Annotated in this window: 18 protein-coding genes; 10 read left to right on the forward strand and 8 right to left on the reverse strand. The window is 69.9% G+C overall.

The genetic code is table 11. The features are described from left to right. Positions 1-14: 14 nt before the first annotated feature. The 3 genes from ccoG (FBZ83_RS20060) (at position 15) to FBZ83_RS20070 (ending at position 3,550) form a co-directional block, all read left to right on the forward strand. The gene (gene ccoG / locus FBZ83_RS20060; RefSeq protein ID WP_145687363.1) at positions 15-1,493 is read left to right on the forward strand and encodes a cytochrome c oxidase accessory protein CcoG; all 1,479 of its coding nucleotides are present in this window, start codon (positions 15-17) and stop codon (positions 1,491-1,493) included. A 282-nt stretch (positions 1,494-1,775) separates the two neighbouring features. After that, a complete protein-coding gene (locus FBZ83_RS20065; protein ID WP_145687365.1) occupies positions 1,776-2,630 on the forward strand; it encodes a glycosyltransferase in 855 nt (284 codons plus the stop codon). A gap of 77 nt (positions 2,631-2,707) precedes the next feature. After that, positions 2,708-3,550 (forward strand): GH12 family glycosyl hydrolase domain-containing protein, encoded by an 843-nt coding sequence (locus tag FBZ83_RS20070; protein WP_145687367.1) that lies wholly within the window; start codon positions 2,708-2,710, stop codon positions 3,548-3,550. 45 nt (positions 3,551-3,595) lie between these two features. On the opposite strand, the gene fbaA is transcribed toward FBZ83_RS20070, so the two are convergent. Then, complete coding sequence (gene fbaA, locus FBZ83_RS20075) at positions 3,596-4,675, reverse strand: class II fructose-bisphosphate aldolase (RefSeq protein ID WP_145687369.1); 1,080 nt, start codon at positions 4,673-4,675, stop codon at positions 3,596-3,598. A 228-nt stretch (positions 4,676-4,903) separates the two neighbouring features. Here fbaA and FBZ83_RS20080 point away from each other — a divergent pair, with 228 nt between their 5' ends. From FBZ83_RS20080 to ccoG (FBZ83_RS20100), 5 genes are all read left to right on the forward strand, one after another. After that, positions 4,904-5,788 (forward strand): SMP-30/gluconolactonase/LRE family protein, encoded by an 885-nt coding sequence (locus tag FBZ83_RS20080; protein ID WP_145687371.1) that lies wholly within the window; start codon positions 4,904-4,906, stop codon positions 5,786-5,788. A 309-nt stretch (positions 5,789-6,097) separates the two neighbouring features. Next, on the forward strand, positions 6,098-8,917 hold the full coding sequence (ppc, locus tag FBZ83_RS20085; protein ID WP_145687373.1) for a phosphoenolpyruvate carboxylase: 2,820 nt from the start codon (positions 6,098-6,100) through the stop codon (positions 8,915-8,917). Positions 8,918-9,225: 308 nt separating this feature from the next. Continuing rightward, positions 9,226-9,480: a hypothetical protein gene (locus FBZ83_RS20090; protein WP_186466140.1), complete on the forward strand. Its 255-nt coding sequence runs from the start codon at positions 9,226-9,228 to the stop codon at positions 9,478-9,480. A gap of 134 nt (positions 9,481-9,614) precedes the next feature. Further along, positions 9,615-11,075 carry a PLP-dependent aminotransferase family protein gene (locus FBZ83_RS20095; RefSeq protein ID WP_145687375.1) on the forward strand — a complete coding sequence of 487 codons (1,461 nt, stop codon included), beginning with the start codon at positions 9,615-9,617 and terminating at the stop codon, positions 11,073-11,075. A gap of 189 nt (positions 11,076-11,264) precedes the next feature. Continuing rightward, a complete protein-coding gene (gene ccoG / locus FBZ83_RS20100) occupies positions 11,265-12,779 on the forward strand; it encodes a cytochrome c oxidase accessory protein CcoG (protein ID WP_145687377.1) in 1,515 nt (504 codons plus the stop codon). A gap of 6 nt (positions 12,780-12,785) precedes the next feature. Here ccoG (FBZ83_RS20100) and FBZ83_RS20105 read toward each other — a convergent pair whose 3' ends face one another. The 4 genes from FBZ83_RS20105 to FBZ83_RS20115 all read right to left on the reverse strand — a co-directional run bounded on the left by FBZ83_RS20105 (position 12,786) and on the right by FBZ83_RS20115 (position 15,317). Continuing rightward, positions 12,786-13,778, reverse strand: coding sequence for a potassium channel family protein (locus tag FBZ83_RS20105; protein ID WP_145687378.1), 993 nt, complete (start codon positions 13,776-13,778; stop codon positions 12,786-12,788). 105 nt (positions 13,779-13,883) lie between these two features. Beyond that, a complete protein-coding gene (locus FBZ83_RS20110; protein ID WP_145687381.1) occupies positions 13,884-14,486 on the reverse strand; it encodes a 2-hydroxychromene-2-carboxylate isomerase in 603 nt (200 codons plus the stop codon). Positions 14,487-14,616: 130 nt separating this feature from the next. After that, the gene (locus FBZ83_RS32485) at positions 14,617-14,751 is read right to left on the reverse strand and encodes a winged helix-turn-helix domain-containing protein (protein WP_348982512.1); all 135 of its coding nucleotides are present in this window, start codon (positions 14,749-14,751) and stop codon (positions 14,617-14,619) included. Then, positions 14,724-15,317, reverse strand: a complete 594-nt coding sequence (locus tag FBZ83_RS20115; RefSeq protein WP_348982513.1) for a response regulator transcription factor — start codon at positions 15,315-15,317, stop codon at positions 14,724-14,726. The genes FBZ83_RS32485 and FBZ83_RS20115 overlap by 28 nt, the downstream gene beginning before the upstream one ends. 230 nt (positions 15,318-15,547) lie before the next feature. Here FBZ83_RS20115 and FBZ83_RS20120 point away from each other — a divergent pair, with 230 nt between their 5' ends. Then, positions 15,548-15,733, forward strand: coding sequence for a hypothetical protein (locus FBZ83_RS20120; protein WP_145678021.1), 186 nt, complete (start codon positions 15,548-15,550; stop codon positions 15,731-15,733). 28 nt (positions 15,734-15,761) lie between these two features. On the opposite strand, the gene FBZ83_RS20125 is transcribed toward FBZ83_RS20120, so the two are convergent. Beyond that, positions 15,762-16,175: a Rid family hydrolase gene (locus tag FBZ83_RS20125; protein WP_145687382.1), complete on the reverse strand. Its 414-nt coding sequence runs from the start codon at positions 16,173-16,175 to the stop codon at positions 15,762-15,764. Positions 16,176-16,418: 243 nt separating this feature from the next. Here FBZ83_RS20125 and FBZ83_RS20130 point away from each other — a divergent pair, with 243 nt between their 5' ends. Next, positions 16,419-18,542, forward strand: coding sequence for a hypothetical protein (locus FBZ83_RS20130; RefSeq protein ID WP_145687384.1), 2,124 nt, complete (start codon positions 16,419-16,421; stop codon positions 18,540-18,542). 16 nt (positions 18,543-18,558) lie between these two features. Here FBZ83_RS20130 and FBZ83_RS20135 read toward each other — a convergent pair whose 3' ends face one another. Together FBZ83_RS20135 and FBZ83_RS20140 are read right to left on the reverse strand one after the other, a co-directional pair. Further along, positions 18,559-19,257 (reverse strand): NnrU family protein, encoded by a 699-nt coding sequence (locus tag FBZ83_RS20135; protein WP_145687386.1) that lies wholly within the window; start codon positions 19,255-19,257, stop codon positions 18,559-18,561. A 46-nt stretch (positions 19,258-19,303) separates the two neighbouring features. Next, positions 19,304-19,777 (reverse strand): hypothetical protein, encoded by a 474-nt coding sequence (locus tag FBZ83_RS20140; RefSeq protein ID WP_145687388.1) that lies wholly within the window; start codon positions 19,775-19,777, stop codon positions 19,304-19,306. Positions 19,778-19,789 lie beyond the last annotated feature (12 nt).

A 19,789-nucleotide genomic window follows, 5' to 3' on the forward strand; every position in this document is an offset into this window, starting at 1 on the left:
CACGGACGAGCATGATGAGCGTTTCCACCACCGACCGGCAGACCGCCACGCACCCCGCGGACCCCGCGCGCAAGGGCGGCCTCTACGCCAAGCACAACAAGATCTACCCGAAGTCGGTCGCCGGCGCCTTCCGCCGGCTGAAATGGCTGACGCTGATCCTTCTGCTCGGCCTTTACTACGTCACCCCCTGGATTCGCTGGGATCGCGGCCCCAACGCGCCGGACCAGGCAGTGCTGGTGGATATGCCGGGCCGCCGCCTGTACTTCTTCTTCATCGAGCTGTGGCCGCAGCAGGTCTATTACCTGACCGGCGCGCTGATCCTGGGGGCCATCGGCCTGTTCCTGGCGACCGCACTGGCCGGCCGCGTCTGGTGCGGCTACGCCTGCCCGCAGACGGTGTGGAGCGACCTGTTCCTGTGGGTGGAGCGCCGGATCGAGGGCGACCGCGGCGACCGCATCCGCCTCGACAACGCCCCCTGGTCGCCGGCCAAGCTGGGCAGGAAGGCGGCCAAGCACGCCGCGTGGCTGCTGATCGCGCTGCTGACCGGCGGCGCCTGGGTCTTCTACTTCAACGACGCCCCGACCCTGGCGCTGGAGATGCTGCGGTTCGAGGCGTCCTCAAGCGTGCTGCTGTTCATCGGGCTGTTCACCGCGACCACCTATCTGCTGGCCGGCCACGCGCGCGAGCAGGTGTGCATCTACATGTGCCCCTGGCCGCGCTTCCAGGCGGCGATGCAGGACGAGGAGAGCCTGACCGTCACCTATGAGGACTGGCGCGGCGAGGGCCGCGGCCACCTGAAGCGCTCGCAAAGCTGGGAGGAGCGCCGGGCGGCGGGGCTGGGCGACTGCATCGACTGCGGGGCCTGCGTCCATGTCTGCCCGACCGGGGTGGACATCCGCAACGGCCCGCAGCTCGCCTGCATCGGCTGCGGCCTGTGCGTGGACGCCTGCAACGACGTGATGGCGAAGATCGGGCGGCCCGGCGATCTGGTCCGCTTCGATTCCCTGAACGCCCAGATCGCGCGGGCCAACGGCGCCAAGCCGGCCTTCAAGCCGATCCGCCCGCGCACCATCATCTACGCGCTGCTGCTGACCGTCGTCGGCGGGATGATGGCCGCCGGGCTGGTGCTGACGCCGAAGGTGGACGTGAACATCCTGCGCGACCGCGCGCCGCTGTTCGTCACCCTGTCCAACGGCGACGTCCAGAACGCCTACACGGTCAAGGTTCTGAACATGACTCGGGAGGCCCAGACCTACCGCCTGTCCTTCAGCGGGCTTCCCGGCGCCGTCCTGTCGGTGGCCGGCGGCGAGGGCGAGGCGGCGGAGGGCTCCGTCCTGGTCCAGGCCGATCCCGACAGCGTGGCGACCCACCGCGTGCTGGTCCGCGTGCCGCAGGGGGCGCTGCGCCAGCCCTCGACCCCAACGGCCTTCGTCGTCACCCGCCAGCCGGACGGGCTGACCGTCCAGCACGAGACCGTCTTCCTCGGTCCCTGATCCCCTCTTCCTCGTCCACCAAGGAGAGCGTGCCATGAACTTCGACACCACCACCTACATCGCCCTGGTCGGCGCCCTCAGCGTGTTCGTCGTGACCATCGGCGTCTTCGCCTTCCTGCTGACCCGCAAGGGCAAGTGACCGCTTCGGCGGCGAGGCGGGTGTCCGGTCCCCCGGGCGCCCTCCTTCCGCCCGGGGGGCCGGTTGCCTGGAGCGCCGGACCTGGTGCATAACGGCGTTCGCCGGGAACCTCCCCCGCGAACGGCGTCGTGAAGGGTCCATCGATGGAAGTGCTGCGATTCGCGCCGGAGGACTTCTCCGACGAACTTCTCTCGCTCGAAGTCGCCAAGCTCATCAAGGACGAAACGCCTCCGGCCGAACCGCTCACCTTCCATGCCTATTGGGACGGCGCGCTGAACGAGAAGCACCTGATTTCGGTGAAAAGCTGCCATCTGTTCAATGTGCGCGGCAAGGCAAACAGGATCATCGTCTGGACGCAGAACGGCGTCGACAACGCGTATCGGAATGAAATCGCAAAATACGCGGAGATCCGTGCCTTCTCCGAGCGCGACGAATGCCGCGGGACCTTTCTTGAAGGCTATGATTTCGGGCGGTCGCTCGACGCGTCCTTCTATTCCGACATCGTCCGCTACATCCTGCTCTACAAACACGGCGGCGTGTGGTTCGACCTCGACTGCCTGTTCCTGCGGAGCGTCACACCCCTCCTGAACCAGTTTCCCGGCAAGATCCTGGCCTACCGCTGGGAGCGGCAGAGCTATCCCAACGGCGCGCTCTACATCTCCCCGACGCCGCGGTCGGAGGCGATGAAGGGCAACATCGCGTTCATCCGGAACCGCGGCCGCGGCTGGGGCTTCCAGCAGGCCGGCCTGGTCTACGACACGCCGTTGGACATCCTCGTGCTGCCGTGCCCCTGGTTCGACGCCGGGTGGATCGATAATCCCGTTCTGCACTTCAAGGATTTCATGAGGGCGTCGCCGGTCGCCTTCGACCTCGACAGCTTCTTCCCCGGCGCCTTCTGCTTCCATTGGCACAACAAGTGGCGCGACGTTATCGAGCCGACGAGCCCTATGGATCGGCTCGCCCGCGACATTGACCGCCGGCTGTCCCTGGGGGGCTGACCGCCACCGCGATCATCGCCGCCCGCCCGTGTTGAAGCCCCGACGCCGGACAGAACAGGACGGAGCGGGGACCCACCATGACCACGACGCTGACGGGAAGCGCCGACCGCCTGGAGGCGGGCGGCTGGGCGGCCAGCAGCAACGTCTGGAATCCGGGCGGCTACCGCAACGGCAAGGACTTCACCCAGTCCATCGCCATCGATGAGGCGACCTTCCCGAACGGGACGGTGATCAGTTGGAACTGGCCCTACGACAGCCGGCGCGCCCTGACCTACGAGAATTACCCGGTGCGGGCCTACCCGGAGCTGACCCACGGGATCAATCCGTGGAACGGCGCGCCGTCCACCAGCACGGTCCTGCCGGCGCGGATCGCCGACCTGCCGAATTTCGACGTGACCTACAAGGTCGGCCTGACCGGTCCCCCGAACCTCTACAACGTTGCCGTCAGCCTGTGGATCGGCGACGACCCGAACAAGGGGATCGAGGGGGTGACCGACGAGGTGATGGTGTGGCTGCACAGCGGCTATTTCACCCCCGCCGGGGAGCCGGTCGCGACGCTGACCGACGCGCAGGGGGACGCCACGCTGTGGAACAAGCCGGTGTTCAGCGGCGGGGTCGACGGCAACCCGATCGACTGGGAATACACGGTCCTGCAATACGGCGACGACCGGCTGGCCGGAACGCTGGACCTGGACGGGCTGCTGGACGAGCTTCAGACCCGTGGCATCGTCAGCGAGACGGACTGGGTTCTTGGCTTCCAGTTCGGCGCCGAGGTCGCGGCGGGCGCCGGATCGATGACGGTCGATCAGCTGGCCGTGGATTTCGCGGCGCCACCGACGCCGGTTCTGACTCCAACCCCGGCTCCGGCGGCGGTCACGACGCCGCCGGAGCCGGTGATCGGGGTGGTGCCGTCGGCGTAGGGGGGGGGCGGCCATGACGGCCCCCCACCCCCAATCCCCGACGGATCAGCCGGCCAGCGACTTGCCGGAAGCGCCCAGATCGGCGAAGGCCTCGTCCAGGCGGCGGACCATGCCCTGCTCGCCCAGGCGCAGCCACTTGCGCGGGTCGTACAGCTTCTTCAGCGGCTTGCCCGACTGCGGGTCGATCTGATGGCGGAAGGCCGCCTCGTTCTCCAGCACGAAGCCGCCGATGGACTCGGCGAAGGCGAACTGGGTGTCGGTGTCGATGTTCATCTTGAACACGCCGAAGCCGACCGCCTGGGCGATCTTCTCCTTCTCCGACCCCGAACCGCCGTGGAACACCAGGGCCAGCGGCTTGGCGCCGCCGCCGTGACGCTCCGCCACCAGCGCCTGCGAGGCGCCGAGAATCTCCGGACGCAGCTTGACGTTGCCCGGCGCGTAGACGCCGTGCACGTTGCCGAAGGAGGCCGCGACCGAGAAGTGGCCGATGGGCGACAGCTCCTCATAGGCGCGCAGCACGTCTTCCGGCTGGGTGTAGAGGTGGGCGTTGTTGGCGGCGTCCAGGTCCTCCGACCCGATGCCGTCCTCCTCGCCGCCGGTCACGCCCAGTTCGATCTCCAGGCTCATGCCCAGCGGGGCGAGGCGCTTGAGGACGCGGGCGCATTCCGACAGGTTGAAGTCCAGCGACTCCTCCGACAGGTCGAGCATGTGCGAGCTGAACAGCGGGCGGCCGGTGCGGCGGAAATGCTCCTCGCCGTGGTCGATCATGCCCTCGACCCAGGGGATCAGGCCCTTGTTGGCGTGGTCGGTGTGCAGGACGACGCAGACGCCATACTGCTCGGCCAGCAGATGGACGTGCTGGGCCGCCGACACGGCGCCGAGGATGCGCGCCTGGAGCGCGTCCTTCATGCCCTCGCCGGCGTAGAAGCGGGCGCCGCCGTTGGAGAGCTGCACGATCACGTCGGAGCGGTTCTTCGCCGCCGCCTCGAGGACGGCGTTGATGCCGTTGGTGCCGACCACGTTGACCGCCGGCAGAGCGTAACCGCCGTCCTGGCAGGCGGCGATCAGCGCGCGGTAGTCCTCTCCGGTCACGACGCCGGGCTTCAGTCGGGTCGGGGCAGACATGGGTGAATTCCTCCCTCGGAAAAATACTGCCTTGAAACTTTGGTTCAAACGTCGGTTCGATCGTTCGGCCAAGCCCCATATGGGCATGGGACCGGCGAACGCCACGCGCTCTTTTTGCCACTTCCCGCGCCGGAACGCTGCAAAAGACTTGCCGCGAAAGCCACCCTGGACCTGTGACGAAAAGACCCGCGGCACCGCGCGGGACAGCAACAGCAAGGAGACCGGACCATGGACGCTCACTGTGTCTGGGAGGCGGGCGCGCAGCTCGGCGAGGGGCCGGTCTGGTCGCCCTCGCGCGCCGCCCTGTTCGCCGTGGACATCCGCGGGTCGCGCCTGCTGCGCTACACCCCCGCCGACGGCCAGGGGCGCTCCTGGCCGCTGGAGGAGGCCGCCTGCTGGCTGGTCGAGCGGGCGGACGGCGCCGGCTTCGTCGCCGGGCTGCGCTCCCGCCGGCTGGTCGGCCTGACGCTCGACGGCGACCGGCTCTCGGTCGGAGCCGAGTTGCTGCGGCTGGAGGAGGACAGGCCCGGCAACCGGCTGAACGACGCCATGGCCGACGCGGCGGGCCGGCTGTGGGTGGGCAGCATGGACGACGCGGAACAGGAAGCCTCCGGCGCCCTCTACCGCGTCGGGCCGGATGACGGTTCCGTGGCGCGGGTGGACGAGGGCTACACGGTCAGCAACGGCCCGGCCCTGTCCCCGGACGGCCGGACGCTCTACCACACCGACAGCCCGTCCCGGACCATCTTCGCCTTCACCCTGGCCGGGGACGGTTCACTGTCCGACAAGCGCGCCCACATCCGCTTCGGCGAGGACGATGGTTATCCCGACGGCATGACCTGCGACGCCGAGGGCTATCTCTGGGTCGCCCACTGGAGCGGCGGGCGGGTCAGCCGCTTCCGGCCCGATGGGACGCTGGACCGGGTGGTGCGGCTGCCGGTGTCCAACGTGACCTCCTGCGCCTTCGGCGGGCCGGGGCTGGACCGGCTGTTCATCACCACCGCCGCTGCCACCAGCCAGGACGCGCCGGCCGGGGAACCGCTGGCCGGCGGGCTGTTCGCCTGCACGCCCGGAGTCGCCGGGCTGCCGGCGGGTCGGTTCGGCGTGCCCTGAACACGCCGCCGGTCCCAGGCTCGAGCCTTGCCAGCGGATTTGATATACTAGTATAAATGCGACGCTGACCAGCAGCCGTCACCGCATGGCGGAAGGATCGCGCGCCATCGTGGCGGGCCCTTCCGCCAAGTGATAGATCTGTGCGTACGCCGCAGCGCAACCGTCGCCCCCGGGCGGCGGCGTCCGCAACCGTGCCGAAGCCGTTCTCCCACAAGGGAAAAAGGGCTTTAGCGGGTGCAGCAAACTGCTTTACAGTTGCACGCCGATCCTTTCGACGGTTCCACCTTCGCACAGCCGGAGCGACCCACGATGACCACCGACGCCGCCCTCCGTCCCGACGCTCCGGCCAACACCATCGATACCGGCACCGACACCGGCATCGACGACAAGGATTTCCCGCTGCGCGAGGACATCCGCCTGCTCGGCCGCCTGCTCGGCGACACGGTGCGCGAGCAGGAAGGCGACGGCGTCTACGGCGTCATCGAGAGCGTGCGCCAGGCCTCGGTGCGCTTCAACCGCGACGACGACGACTCCGCCCGCCGCGAGATGGCCGAGATCCTGAACGGCCTGCCGCGCGACACGATGATGTCGGTGGTGCGCGCCTTCTCCTACTTCCTGCACCTCGCCAACATCGCCGAGGACCAGCACCACATCCGGCGCACCCGCGACCACGCCATCGCCGGCTCGCCGGCGCGCGAAGGCACCCTGCCCTACGCGCTGGAGCGGCTGGAGGCCGCCGGCGTCGACCCGGACCGGCTGGCCGGCATGCTGGACATCGCCCAGGTCAGCCCGGTGCTGACCGCCCACCCGACCGAGGTCCAGCGCAAGAGCATCCTGGCGCTGGAGCACAAGGTGGCGTCCCTGCTCGACACCCGCGACCGGTCCCGCCTGACGCCGGAGGAGGCGGAGGCCAACATGGACGCGCTGCAGGAGGCCATCCTGACCCTGTGGCGCACCCGCATGCTGCGCCCTCAGCGCCTCGCCGTGATCGACGAGGTGAAGAACGGCATCTCCTACTACACCGACACCTTCTTCTCCGAGCTGCCGAAGCTGTTCTGCCGCTTCGAGGATCTGCTGGCCAAGCGCTTCCCCGAGCGGGAGTGGTCGCTGCCGCCCTATTTCCGCATCGGTTCCTGGATCGGCGGCGACCGCGACGGCAACCCCTTCGTCACGGCACCGATCCTGCGGGAGGCGATGCGCCTGCAATCGACCGCCGCGCTCGACCACTATCTGACCGAGATCCACGAGCTGGGCGGCGAACTGCCGCTGTCCGAGCTGCTGCTCGGCACCTCTCCGGAGCTGGAGGACCTGGCCAAGCGCTCGCCCGACCATTCGCCGCACCGCGCCGACGAACCGTTCCGCCGCGCCCTGACCGGCATCTACGCCCGTCTGGCGGCGACCTCGCGCACGCTCGACCAGCATGAGGCGCTGCGCAACGCGGTCGGCAAGGGCGATCCCTATGCCACCAGCGCCGAGCTGCTGGCCGACCTGGAGGTGCTGGCCGCCTCGCTGAAGGCCCACGGGGCGGGCCGTCTGGCCGCCGGGCGGCTGCGCCGCCTGATCATCGCGGTGAAGACCTTCGGCTTCCATCTGGCGCCCATCGACCTGCGCCAGAACTCCGACGTCCACCAGCGCACGGTGGCGGAGCTGCTGGCCGTCGCCGGGCGCTGCGCCGACTACGCCGCCTTGTCGGAGGACGAGCGCATCGCCCTGCTGGCCGAGGAAATCCAGAGCCCGCGCCCGCTCCACTCGCCCTACCACGCCTATTCGGAGGAGACGGCGGGCGAGCTGGCGATCTTCTTCGCCGCCCGCCAGCTGCGCGAGACCTACGGACCCGCCGCCCTGCCGAACAGCATCATCTCCAAGACGGACGGCGCGTCCGACCTGCTGGAGGTCGCGCTGCTTCTCAAGGAATCCGGCCTGCTGCGCCCGGAGGCGGGCGGCGAGCCGGCGCTCGGCCTCAACATCGTCCCGCTGTTCGAGACCATCGAGGATCTCCGGCAGGCCCCGGCGACGATGGAGCGGCTGTTCACCCTGCCCGCCTACCGCGCCCTGGTCACCTCGCGCGGGGACGAGCAGGAGGTGATGCTCGGCTATTCGGACAGCAACAAGGACGGCGGCTTCCTGACCTCCGGCTGGGAGCTGTACAAGGCGGAGATCGAGCTGGCGAAGCTGTTCGACCGCCACGGCGTGCGCATGCGGCTGTTCCACGGCCGCGGCGGCTCGGTCGGCCGCGGCGGCGGCCCCAGCTATCAGGCCATCCTGGCCCAGCCGACCGGCGCGGTGTCGGGCCAGATCCGCATCACCGAGCAGGGCGAGGTCATCGCGTCGAAGTACGGGCGCCCCGAGGTCGGGCAGCGCAACCTGGAAGTCCTGACCGCGGCGACGCTGGAGGCCACGCTGCTCGACCTGGAGAACCGCGTCGAGCCGGCGGAGTCCTTCTACGCGGCGATGGAGCGGCTGTCGGAGCTGGCCTTCGGCGCCTACCGCGGGCTGGTCTACGAGACGCCGGGCTTCACCCAGTATTTCCGCACGGCGACGCCGATCTCGGAAATCGCCACGCTGAACATCGGCAGCCGCCCGGCCTCGCGCACCAAGTCGGACCGCATCGAGGACCTGCGCGCCATTCCCTGGGTCTTCTCCTGGGCGCAATGCCGTTTGATGCTGCCGGGCTGGTACGGCTTCGGCAGCGCCGTGGAGGCGTGGCTGAAGGAGGAGCCGGACGGGCTGGCCCTGCTCCAGCGCATGAACCGCGCCTGGCCCTTCTTCAAGTCGCTGCTGTCCAACATGGACATGGTGCTGGCCAAGAGCGACCTCGCCATCGCTTCGCGCTACGCCGAGCTGGTGGAGGACGTTGAGCTGCGCGAGCGCATCTTCGGCCGCATCCGCGAGGAGTGGCAGCGCACCCGCCGTCATCTGCTGGCCATCGCCGGCCATGACGAGCTGCTGGGCGAGAACCCGCTGCTGGCGCGGTCGATCCGCAACCGCTTCCCCTACATGGACCCGCTGAACCACGTCCAGGTCGAGCTTCTGCGGCGCCACCGCGCCGGCAGCAGCGACGAGCGGGTGCGGCGCGGCATCCTGATGTCGATCAACGGCGTCGCCGCCGGCCTGCGCAACAGCGGCTGATCCCGCGAGCACCGCGCCATCCCGTCGCTCCGGCGGGATGGTGTGGTGTGGCGCATCGGGAGGGCGCCACCGAAAATGCACGGGGAAAAGGGTTGCCATCCCCGATTTCGCACTTGCGTTCGTAGTAATATACTAGTATGTTTCTTCTTGTGTTCAAGCGTTGTGGGCCGCCGTTGCGGCGGCTGGTGCGACGTCCTGGACGTTTCCTCCCTAGACTCGAAGGCCATCGGGGACCACCCCGGTGGCCTTTTTTCTGTGCACGCTTTGGCTGTGGAGCCTGTTATCGTGATGGGAGGAAAGGAGGTCCCATGCATCCGATGCCGCGCGACTCCAGACCGGACGGCACGTTTGCCCCGCTGTCGGAGGGCTGCCGCTTCGTGATGAACCGCCGCGAGCGCCACGACTCCGACATCGTCGAAACCCGCCTCATGCTCCGCAAGGCCATCCGTGTGATGGGCGAGGAGGCGGCCGGCATGGTTTACGAACCGGAGCGCCTCACACGGAAGGGCGCCGCAACCGGCGCGGCCTTCCGCTCCACGCCCGCACCGAACGTTGACGCGTGACCTGATCAAGGCCGTCCGCACCAATGCGGCGCTGGACTCGGCGGGCGCGTTGCCGTGTCGCGCACATTGACAATCCATACAATGCGGGGTGTAATGTCTGGAAGGGAGTGCCCCGTCTCCCTGCAAGGATCGCCATGCCACCGTTTTCCACCCCCCAAACCTCCTCCCTCCCCGCCGCCCAGGCCGTCGATTGGGCGCCGTCCCTGGAGGACCGCAGCCGGCCCGTCTACATCGCCATCGCGGACGCCATCGCGGCGGACATCGGGGCGGGGCGGCTGAGGCCCGGCGACCGGCTGCCGCCGCAGCGGATCCTGGCCGACCGGCTGGGCATCGACTTCACCACCGTCAGCCGCGCCTATGGGGAGGCGCGCCACCGCGGGCTGGTCGACGCGCGGGTCGGGCAGGGCACCTTCGTGCGCAAGACCAGCCATGTTCCCCCGCCCTTCGCCGCGGAGCCGCACACCACCGCGGGCACCGTGCCGCTGGCCGTCAGCATGGCGATGAACCAGCCGCCGCAGCCGGAGGACTCCGCCTCCCTCACCGCCCGCATGACCCGCGGGGTCGCTGCGGCCACGGCGGCTCTGGGCTTGCCGGACCTGCTGCGTTACCCGGACGGGGCCGACAGCCCGGACGACCGCGAAGCGGCGGTGCGCTGGCTGCGCCACCGCCTGCCCGGCCTGACGGCGGAGCGGGTGCTGGTGGCGCCCGGCACGCAGGCCGCCCTGCTCGCCCTGCTCTCCGCCCTGGCCCGCCCCGGCGATACGGTCTGCGCGGAGGCGCTGACCTATCCCGGCTTCCGCGCCGCCGCGGCCCAGCTCGGGCTGCGGGTGGTCGGCGTCCCGATGGACGCGGACGGCATCGACCCCGACGCGCTGCGCGCCGCGCTGGCCGAGCACCGGCCCAAGGCGCTCTACTGCATCCCGACTTTCCACAACCCGACCACCGCGACCATGCCGGAGGAGCGGCGGCGGGCGGTCGTCGCGGCGTTGCGCGAGCACGGCGTTCCGGTGATCGAGGACGACATCTACGGCCCGTTGCCGGAATCGGCGCCGCCGCCGCTCGCCGCCTTCGCGCCGGAGCTGGCCTACCACGTCGCCGGGCTTGCCAAATGCGTGTCCCCGGCGCTGCGCATCGCCTATGTGGCGGCGCCCGACGCCCGGCAGGCCCGCCGGGTGGCGGTGGCGCAGCGGGCGACCACGCTGATCGCCGCCCCGCTGTCCGCCGCCATCGCCCGGCTGTGGATCGCCGACGGCACCGCCGAAGCCGTGCGCGACGCCATCCGGGCGGAGGCCATGGCCCGCCGGGCGCTCGCCGAATCGCTCCTGCCGGCGGAGCGGATCGTCACCAAGCGCGAGGCCTTCCACCTCTGGCTCACCCTGCCGGACGGCTGGGCCGGCGGGGAGTTCACCGCCCATCTGCGCAGCCGGGGCATCTCGGCGGTGGCCGCGGAGGCCTTCGCCACCACGCCGGACGTGCCCGCGGCCCTGCGCTTCTGCCTGGGCGCCCCGCTCGACCGCGACGAGACCCGCCGCGCGCTGGAGATCCTGGCCGACGCCCTGGTCCTGCCCCCCGCCACCGCCGGCGTGATCATCTGAGGCCCATCAAAGCCTGCTTCAGAGTGTCGCATTGCTGGGATCGCCCCCTGAAGAATCAAGGATTTCCATACACGGCCTTTATTGAATGCATTCAATCGCGCTTGCAGAGTCGGCGATTGAAGGCATACAGTCGGCGCCATGCCGCAAGCCACCGCTCGGGTGGTGCGGATGTTTGCGCAGAGGCACGCCATGCAGAATCTCGCCCGCTCGTCCAGCCTTCCCCCGCCGCCCTCCGCTCCGGCCCACTCTCCTACGGCCCCGTCCAGCCCGGCTTCCTCGACCCCGGCTCCGTTCTACGCTTCGCACCAGAAGATCTATCCGAAGGCGGCGCGCGGCCGGTTCCGCCGCATCAAGTCGGCGCTGATGGTGGGCCTGCTGGCGCTGTTCATGCTGCTGCCCTGGCTGCGCTGGGATCGCGGGGCCGGCCTGCCCAACCAGGCGATCCTGTTCGATCTCGACAGCCAGCGCTTCTACCTGTTCGCCCTCGAACTCTGGCCGCAGCACATCTACTACCTGACGGGCGCGATGATCCTGGCGGCGGTCGGCCTGTTCCTGGCGACCGCACTCGCCGGCCGCGTCTGGTGCGGCTACACCTGCCCGCAGACGGTGTGGACGGACCTCTACGTCAAGGTGGAGGAATGGATCGAGGGCGACCGCGGTGCCCGCATCCGGCTGGACAAGGGCCCGCGCGACGCCGGCTGGCTGGCCAAGAAGACGGCCAAGCACGCGGTCTGGCTGCTGATCGCCCTGGCGACCGGGGCCTCGGCCCTCTTCTACTTCGTGGACGCGCCGGGCTACGTCACGGACCTGCTGCGCTTCCAGCCGGGGCCGGTGGCGACCGGCTGGATCCTGTTCATGACCGCCTGCACCTACGCCATGGCCGGCTTCATGCGCGAGCAGATGTGCGTCTATGTCTGCCCCTGGCCGCGCATCCAGGCCGCCCTGCTCGACGACGAGAGCCTGACCGTCACCTATCAGGACTGGCGCGGCGACGGCCGGGCACCGCTGCGCAAGGAGCAGAGCTGGGCGGAGCGCTCCGCCGAAGGGTTGGGCGACTGCATTGACTGCAGGGCCTGCGTCCAGGTCTGCCCGACCGGCATCGACATCCGCGACGGCCTCCAGATGGACTGCATCAGCTGCGGCCTGTGCATCGACGCCTGCGACGACGTGATGGGCCGCATCGGGCGCCCCGGCGGGCTGATCCGCTACGACACCCAGTCCGCCCAGGAGGCCAAGGCGGTGGCCCGCAAGCCGGAGCCCTACCGGCTGGTCCGCCCGCGCACCATCATCTACTCGCTGGTGATGCTGGTGGTCGGCGGGATGATGACGCTGGGCGTGCTGCTGGAGCCGACGGTGGACGTCTCCGTCCTGCGCGACCGGGCGCCGCTCTACGTCACCCTGTCCGACGGCGCGATCCAGAACAGCTACACGGTCAAGATCTCCAACATGACCCGCGCTCCGCAGAGCTACCGCCTGACCGTCTCCGGCCCCCGCGGCGCCACGGTGACGGCGGCCGGCGGTGCGGGGGCCGACGGCGCGGCGCCGGTGCTGGGCGCCGAGCCCGACACGGTGCAGACCCACCGCGTCCATGTCCGCGCCCCGGCGGGGGCCGCGGTGGCCGGCTCCATGCCGTTGACCCTCACCCTGACCCGCCTGTCGGACGGCACGGTCCATCACGCCGAGACGGTGTTCCTGGCTCCGTGACGCGGTTCAGAGGGGACCGTCGCGATCGCGGTCGCGGCGGTCCCGAGGCGGCGCGTGGCCGATGATGGCGCTGAAGCCGAACAGCAGGAGCAGGACGCCCATCACGATCTCGATCCCGCAGATCAGCCGCACCGCCCCCGTCACCGGGTGGATGTCGCCGTAGCCGACCGTGGCGAAGGTGACCAGCGAAAAGTACAGCCCCTCCGGAAAGGTCAGGTCGCGGCGCACGCCGTCGATGATGAAGTTCGGCTCCACCATGAAGCGGTCGAGGATGGTGTAGAAGGCGCCGAACATGATGATGCACAGGGAATAGAAAGTCAGGAAGGCGAAGGCCGGCAGCACCAGCCGGGCCGCCTGCTGGAAGAAGCCCTCGAACAACAGCCCGGCGTCGAGCAGGAAGACGGCGATGTCGCGGGCGACCAGGGCGACGACGACGCCGATGGCGGACATCGACAGCAGGAAGATCGCCGTCAGCGTCTCCGGCGGGACTTCCCGCCCCGGCAGCAGGAAGGTCAGCGCGCCGATTCCCCAGACCGGGGCCATCCACAGGAAGATGCGGTCGAAATGCCCGCCGTCGCGCAGGCGCCGCGACATCACGATGCTGCGGATCGTGTCGGCCCGCCACCACGCGCCCCCCAGGAAGGCGATCAGCGGGATCGCGAAGGCGGCGGCCTGGATGTGCGACGGGATGCTGTGGAAGTTGCTTTCCAGGAAGAAGACGAAGACGCAGGCGTAGACGCCGATGAAATTCGCCAGTGCCAGGCTGAAGAACTGGCTGCCCGGAAACAGATAGTGGAAGGCCCCGACGACGAGGCCGACCGACCCCAGCAGGGCGAAGGCCAGATCGCCCGACACCGAGCGGATGGACAGGGCGATCATCCCCTGCATCAGCGCGGTCAGCACCGCGCCGGTCAGCCAGGACCGGCGGGCGCGCGGCCGGGACGTATGGGCGGGGCCGGCGGCCTTGCTGGAGCGGCGGTCGGGGAGGATCTGGTCCATGCGCGAACCGGTTGTCGGTGGTGCCCACCTTATAGCGCCACCGCCGGTCCCGATGGCAGGACTTTCAACCGCCCTCCCCCAACGGGCCTTGCTGTGCGGCGGGCCTTACCAGCCGCCGGTGGACAGCCAGCGCTCCACCATGTCCAGACGGTCCCAGCCCCAGAAGGGCTCGTCATCGACGATGACGAAGGGGGACCCGAAGACGCCGCGGTCCACCGCCGCGTCGTTCTCGGCGCGCAGACGATCCTTGACGGTCTGGTCCTGGAGGGCCGCGGTCACCGCCGCCCGGTCGTGGCCGAGCGTGCCGGCGATCTCCACCACCGTCTCGGCGGGGCCGATGTCGCGCCCCTCCCCCCAATGGGCATGGTAGAGGGTGCGGGCCAGCAGCTTCGCCTGCTCGGAATGCTCGTCGGTCAGCCAGTAGAAGGCGCGCGACGCCGCGACGCTGTTGGCGGGGGCCGAATCGGGGTAGGTGAAGGGCGCCTTGGTCAGCCGGGCGATCCGGCCCACGTCATGGACCAGATACTCGCCGCGCAACGGCTGCTGGAGGTTCGGCTTCATCCCCGTCACCTTGAAGATGGCGCCGAGCAGGATCGGGCGCCACGTGACGGTGCGGCCATGCGCCGCGGCCAGCTCCTCGATGCGGCGGCTGGCGAAATAGCCGTAGGGCGAGGCGAAGTCGAAGTAGAAATCGATGGGGTCGGCCATCCGCGCATCCTCCCGGTTCTGCTTTTCCGGAAAGGCTAGCGCGCGCCGAAGGTTCCGTCCAGCCGCCGACCGGCTGATCCCCGGCCGATCCCCAGATGACCCGCCGGGTGGTCAGACGGCCTTCGCCGCGTCAGACCGTCTTCACCTTGGCGTCGAAGACATAGCCGGCGCCGCGCTCGGTCTTGATGATGCGCGGTTCCTTCGGGTTCGCCTCGATCTTGCGGCGCAGCCGCAGGATCAGCACGTCGATGGAGCGGTCGAACACCTCCGCCCCGTCGGCGCGGGTCGGTCGCGGGTCAGCACGCGCTGCGGACGCTTCACGAAGGCGGCGAGCAGGCCGAACTCGGCCTTGGTCAGCTCCACCTCGCGCCCGTCCTGGCTGCGCAGGCGCTGGGCGGTCAGGTCCAGTTCCCAGTTGGCGAACTGCACGACGGCGCGCAGGTCGTCGGGGCTGCGCGGCGGGCGCCCCTCGCCGGAGACGCGGCGCAGCACAGCCTTGATGCGGGCCAGAAGCTCGCGCGGGTTGAACGGCTTGGTCAGGTAGTCGTCGGCGCCCAGCTCCAGCCCGACGATGCGGTCCACGTCCTGGTCCTTCGACGACAGGATGATGACGGGGATGTGCGACTCGGTGCGGATCTGGCGGACCAGCCCCAGCCCGTCGCCGTCGGGAAGCCGGAGGTCGCAGACCACCAGATCGACGGGATCGCTCTCCAACGCCTTTTTCGCCGCGGCCGTGTCCGGTGCGGTGGTCACACGGTAGCCTTCCGAAGCCAGATAGGACTCCAGAAGTTCGCGCACCGGCTCGTCATCATCGACCGCGAGAATATGCATGGCCGTTACCTCCCGCTCTCTTCATAGCTCACCGCCGTAGGTGCACGCAATCGGTTACAAGCCCGTAACAGGCACTCGCCGCACGACCGATGGGTGAATCGGCTGAAACATCCTACCGTGCGGTCGAAACGAAAAAGCCGATTTCCTGAAATCACGCGGTCATCACAGGTTGGTTTATTCCTCTCAGCCGCGAGGCGGAAGGCAAAAGCCCGCACCAGAGGGGAACTAAGATGCTCGTGCTCGACCAGTGCCTGGAACGGATGGCCCATCTCGACCGCGCCGACCGGCTGCTGAACGAGGTGCGCGTCTACAACAACCGCCTGCCGATCCGCGAAGCGCTGGCCCAGCACCGCGCGCTGCTGACCGAAGCCCGCCGCCACATCGAATCGGCGCGCACGCTGGTCGGCGAGCTGTGAACCGCCACGCGCCGGGGACAGGCGCCCCTCAGCAGCGCGCGGTGACCTCGATCTCGATCCGCGCCTGCGGGTCGGCCAGCGGGCAGACCATGGTCCTGCCGATGGGCGGCCGGTCGCCGAACGCCTCCGCCAGGATCGGCTGAACCCGCGGGAAATCGGCGGCGTCCGCCAGATAGACCCGCATCCGCACCACATCCGGCAAATCCGCTTCCGACCGCCGCAGCGTCCGGCGGATGTTGCGCAGGGTCTGGCGCGCCTGCTCCTCCACATCGACGGCCATCGTCCGGCGCTCCGCATCGAAGCCGGAGGTGCCCGACACGAACACCCACCGCCGGTCCGGAGCGCCCGCCCCGTCGGTCACCAGAGCCCGCGCGCGGACTTCCCACCGGCCATCGGGCACCCCGCCGGCCGGGCCGCCGGCTCCGCTCCCGCCACGATCCATGGCGCTTCCATCCCTTGTCGTTGGCGTTCTTTATAATCAGCAAAACCGATTTGGCGCCTTTATGTCACAGGGCGCCGAATCCGCACAAAGCCTGACCGTCGGCGGTTCCGCGGCATGTCGGCGCGGTTTGCGCCTTTCCGCCCGCCCCAATCTTTCCCAAATCCAAGCGTAAGCCGGGCCAGGAAGCCGGGCTTAGTCCGTCAGGCCAAGAACGCCCAATCGTCCATAACGGGAGAAACCCGCATGTCCGGGATCACGAAAGCCGCCCTCTTCACCCTCGCCGTGCCGCTGCTGGCCGCCCCCGCCCTGGCGGCGGACCAGCCGCCGGGAGCGCTGGCGCTGAAGCGGGTGCTGCTGTCCACCGGCGGCGTCGGCTATTTCGAGCATGAGGCGCGCGTCTCCGGCGACGCCGCGCTGACCCTGGAGGTGCGCCGCGACCAGGTGGACGACGTCCTGAAGAGCATCGTGGTCTACGACGACCGCGGCGGAATCGGCACGGTGGACCTGCCGGGCCAGGAACCGCTGGAGACCGCCTTCCGTGAACTGCCCTTCACGCCGCAGGATCTCGCCTCCCCCACCGCGCTCCTGAACGCCATGAAGGGGGCGGAGGTTCAGACCAGCGGTTCCCGCGCGGTGTCGGGCCGGCTGCTCTCGGTGACCGAGGAATACACCCAGCTTCCCAACGGCGGCGGCACCGTCACCCGCAACCGCGTCAGCCTGATGACCGCGGAGGGGCTGCGCCAGCTCGTCCTGGAGGAGACCGATTCCCTGCGCTTCGCCGACCCGCGGGTGCAGGCGCAGCTCGACTCGGCGCTGGCCGCCGTCGCCGGGGCCGCGGGCAAGGAGCGGCGGCGCCTGTCCATCCGCACCACCGCGCCGCAGACGGACGCGGGCGCGGAGCGCACCGTGCGCGTCGCCTATGTGGTCGCCGCCCCGCTGTGGAAGGCGACCTACCGCCTGACCCTGCCCGAATCGGCGCCCGGAGCGGCGAAGGGAAGCGAGGGCGGCACCGGCGATCTGCAGGGCTGGGCCGTGCTGGAGAATCTCAGCGGCGACGACTGGAAGGGGGTGGAGCTGTCGGTGGCGTCGGGCAACCCGGTGACCTTCCGGCAGGCGCTCTACTCCGCCTATTTCGTGAACCGGCCGGAGGTGCCGGTGGAGGTGCTGGGCCGCGTCCTGCCGCCGCCCGACGAGGGGGCCGTGGCCGCCGACGTGATGGCAAAGGCGCAGGATTCGGCCATCCGCTCGCGCGCCGCCACCGAGTCCGGCGCCCCGACCGCCATGGCCGCCCCGCCCCCGCCCGCTCCGGTGATGAACGCGCCCTACGCCGGGGCGATGCCGCAGCGCGCGGCGGAGACCACCCCAGCCGAAAGCACGGAGGCGACGGCCCAGGTGCTGTTCCGCTACCCGCAGCCGGTGACCTTGGCCAACGGCGGCACGATGATGATGCCGATCACCGCCCGCGCCATCCCGGCGGAGCGGCTGTCGCTCTACCAGCCCAACACCCAGCCGCGCCACCCGCTGGCCGCGCTGCGCCTCAGCAACGGCGATTCGGGCGAGACCGGCCTGCCGCCGGGCGTGCTGACGCTCTATGAGCGGATCGGCGGAGCCGCCGCCTATGTGGGCGACGCGCGGCTGGCCACCCTTCCGGCGGGCGAAAGCCGGATCCTCAGCTTCGCGGTGGATCAGGCGGTGACGGTGGACCGCTCCGAGCAGCCGAGCCGCACCCTGTCCCGCGCCACCCTGGCCGACGGGGTGCTGCAGCTGACCGTGACCGACCGCCAGACCACCACCTACCGGATCGCCGGCGCGGCGGGCGAGGACCGCACCGTCATCGTCGAGCACCCGCGGCGTTCCGGCTGGGAGCTGGTGCCGCCTTCGGGTGGGGCCACCGGCGGGGCCGCTCCCGACCTGACGGCCGATGCCTACCGCCTGCCGGTGGCGGTGCCCGCCGGCCAGACGGTGACCCTGGCGGTCGCTCTGGAGCGCCCGCGGATCGAGCGCTTCGGCATCTCGGAAATGTCGCCGGAGCAGGTGCGGGCCTACGCCTCCTCCACGGAGCTGCCGGCCGCGGCGCGCGAGGCCCTGGCAAAGGTCGCGACGCTGCGCGGCGCCGTCGCCGACAAGGAGCGCCGCGTCGGCGAGTTGGAGCGCGAACAGGCTGAGATCGGCAAGGAGCAGGAGCGACTGCGCCAGAACCTCGCCACGCTGCCGCGCGACAGCGACCTGTTCAAGCGGACCATCGCCAAGATGGGCGAGCAGGAAACCCGCCTGGACGGTCTGTCCCGCGAGCTGTCCACCGCCCGCAAGGAGGCCGACACCGCCCGCAACACGCTGCGCGATCAGGTGCGCGGCATGACGTTCTGACGGTGAGGAGGCGCCGTCACCAAGGCAGCGGAGACACGCCGAACAGCATCCGGTGCAGGTGCAGCAGACCGCCATAGACCAGCAGAGCCACCGCCGGGCGCCACCAGCCGATCTCCTTCAAGACGAGGCTTTGGCGCCCGGCCAGGATCGCCGCGAAGGGCAGGTTGGAGGTGCGCGCGGCGTAGCGGTCCCAATCGGCCCCCAACCGCCGCGCCAGCTTCGCGTCGATCAGGATGCTACCGCCCAGCGCCAGCAGGGCGAGCGTGCCGAACAGGATCAGCGAGGCCAGATCGCCGTTCGGCACCATATGGGCGACCGCCCACAGCCCGACTCCCCACAGGAACGGGTTGCGCGTCACCCGCAGGATGCCGCGGACCGGCTCGTGGTCGCCGGTCAGCAGCCTCTCCTGCCCGACCGAGGTCGGGTTCGGGGTGGAAAGGCCGGCGACGAGCAGGAACAGCGCCACCGGCACCAGCAGGATCGGCACCCAGGCCAGCCCGCCGGCGGGCGGCCACAGCGGCACATGGGGCGCCGCGTTGTAGGCCGCCACCAGCCACCAGAAGGCCAGCGCCGAGACCAGCGAATAGAGGCCGAGATAGGGCTTCTCGCCCAGCCGTCCGACCAGTGCGGCGCGCAGCGGCGTGCTGGAAATGCCGAAATGCGTCAGCAGCAGGAACAGCCCCGCGGCCGACAGATGGGCGATGGTCCCGGTCATGAGCGGTCTCCCGGTCGCGTCCTACACCCCTCGTAAAGCGCCCTCGTCAGGCGCCCTTGTCCAGCGTCGTGCCGCTGCAATAGGCCCAATCGTCGCCGTGCAGGCCGAAGAACAGGGCCACCGGCTGCTTGCCGGAGCGGTCGATGACCACGCGGAAGCGGTTGCCGGTGCAGGCACCCGCCGCCTGCTTCTGGTAAGGCAGCTTGACGCTCTTGGACTTCAGGCAGGAATCAGCGGCCTTGGGCGGGTTGGCCGACGCGTCGATGCGCTTGCCGTTCAGCACCATGTAATAGTTGGTAGCCTGCCCACCCTTCACCTCGGCTTTCACCTCGATCTTGCCGAATCGGGACTTGTAGAGGCCGGCGTCGGTTTCGCCGTCCGGCGCGCCGGGAGCGATGGCGCGGAAGGACACGGCGCCGCAGGCCGGCGGCTCCTTCTTTTGGGCAAGGGCCGGCTGGGCAAGCGCAATGGTGGCGGCGCCCGCGATCAACGCGGCACCGAAAAGACGCGACAGCGGCATGCGAACCTCCTG

The organism is Azospirillum brasilense, from assembly GCF_007827815.1.
GTDB lineage: Bacteria > Pseudomonadota > Alphaproteobacteria > Azospirillales > Azospirillaceae > Azospirillum > Azospirillum brasilense_C.

What these genes read in the sequence shown, in the direction of transcription:
- ccoG (WP_145687363.1), top strand. Translation starts at nt 15, where the DNA reads ATGAGCGTTTCCACCACCGACCGGCAGACCGCCACGCACCCCGCGGAC.
- FBZ83_RS20065 (WP_145687365.1), top strand. Translation starts at nt 1,776, where the DNA reads ATGGAAGTGCTGCGATTCGCGCCGGAGGACTTCTCCGACGAACTTCTC.
- FBZ83_RS20070 (WP_145687367.1), top strand. Translation starts at nt 2,708, where the DNA reads ATGACCACGACGCTGACGGGAAGCGCCGACCGCCTGGAGGCGGGCGGC.
- fbaA (WP_145687369.1), bottom strand. Translation starts at nt 4,675, where the DNA reads ATGTCTGCCCCGACCCGACTGAAGCCCGGCGTCGTGACCGGAGAGGAC.
- FBZ83_RS20080 (WP_145687371.1), top strand. Translation starts at nt 4,904, where the DNA reads ATGGACGCTCACTGTGTCTGGGAGGCGGGCGCGCAGCTCGGCGAGGGG.
- ppc (WP_145687373.1), top strand. Translation starts at nt 6,098, where the DNA reads ATGACCACCGACGCCGCCCTCCGTCCCGACGCTCCGGCCAACACCATC.
- FBZ83_RS20090 (WP_186466140.1), top strand. Translation starts at nt 9,226, where the DNA reads ATGCATCCGATGCCGCGCGACTCCAGACCGGACGGCACGTTTGCCCCG.
- FBZ83_RS20095 (WP_145687375.1), top strand. Translation starts at nt 9,615, where the DNA reads ATGCCACCGTTTTCCACCCCCCAAACCTCCTCCCTCCCCGCCGCCCAG.
- ccoG (WP_145687377.1), top strand. Translation starts at nt 11,265, where the DNA reads ATGCAGAATCTCGCCCGCTCGTCCAGCCTTCCCCCGCCGCCCTCCGCT.
- FBZ83_RS20105 (WP_145687378.1), bottom strand. Translation starts at nt 13,778, where the DNA reads ATGGACCAGATCCTCCCCGACCGCCGCTCCAGCAAGGCCGCCGGCCCC.
- FBZ83_RS20110 (WP_145687381.1), bottom strand. Translation starts at nt 14,486, where the DNA reads ATGGCCGACCCCATCGATTTCTACTTCGACTTCGCCTCGCCCTACGGC.
- FBZ83_RS20115 (WP_348982513.1), bottom strand. Translation starts at nt 15,317, where the DNA reads ATGCATATTCTCGCGGTCGATGATGACGAGCCGGTGCGCGAACTTCTG.
- FBZ83_RS20120 (WP_145678021.1), top strand. Translation starts at nt 15,548, where the DNA reads ATGCTCGTGCTCGACCAGTGCCTGGAACGGATGGCCCATCTCGACCGC.
- FBZ83_RS20125 (WP_145687382.1), bottom strand. Translation starts at nt 16,175, where the DNA reads ATGGATCGTGGCGGGAGCGGAGCCGGCGGCCCGGCCGGCGGGGTGCCC.
- FBZ83_RS20130 (WP_145687384.1), top strand. Translation starts at nt 16,419, where the DNA reads ATGTCCGGGATCACGAAAGCCGCCCTCTTCACCCTCGCCGTGCCGCTG.
- FBZ83_RS20135 (WP_145687386.1), bottom strand. Translation starts at nt 19,257, where the DNA reads ATGACCGGGACCATCGCCCATCTGTCGGCCGCGGGGCTGTTCCTGCTG.
- FBZ83_RS20140 (WP_145687388.1), bottom strand. Translation starts at nt 19,777, where the DNA reads ATGCCGCTGTCGCGTCTTTTCGGTGCCGCGTTGATCGCGGGCGCCGCC.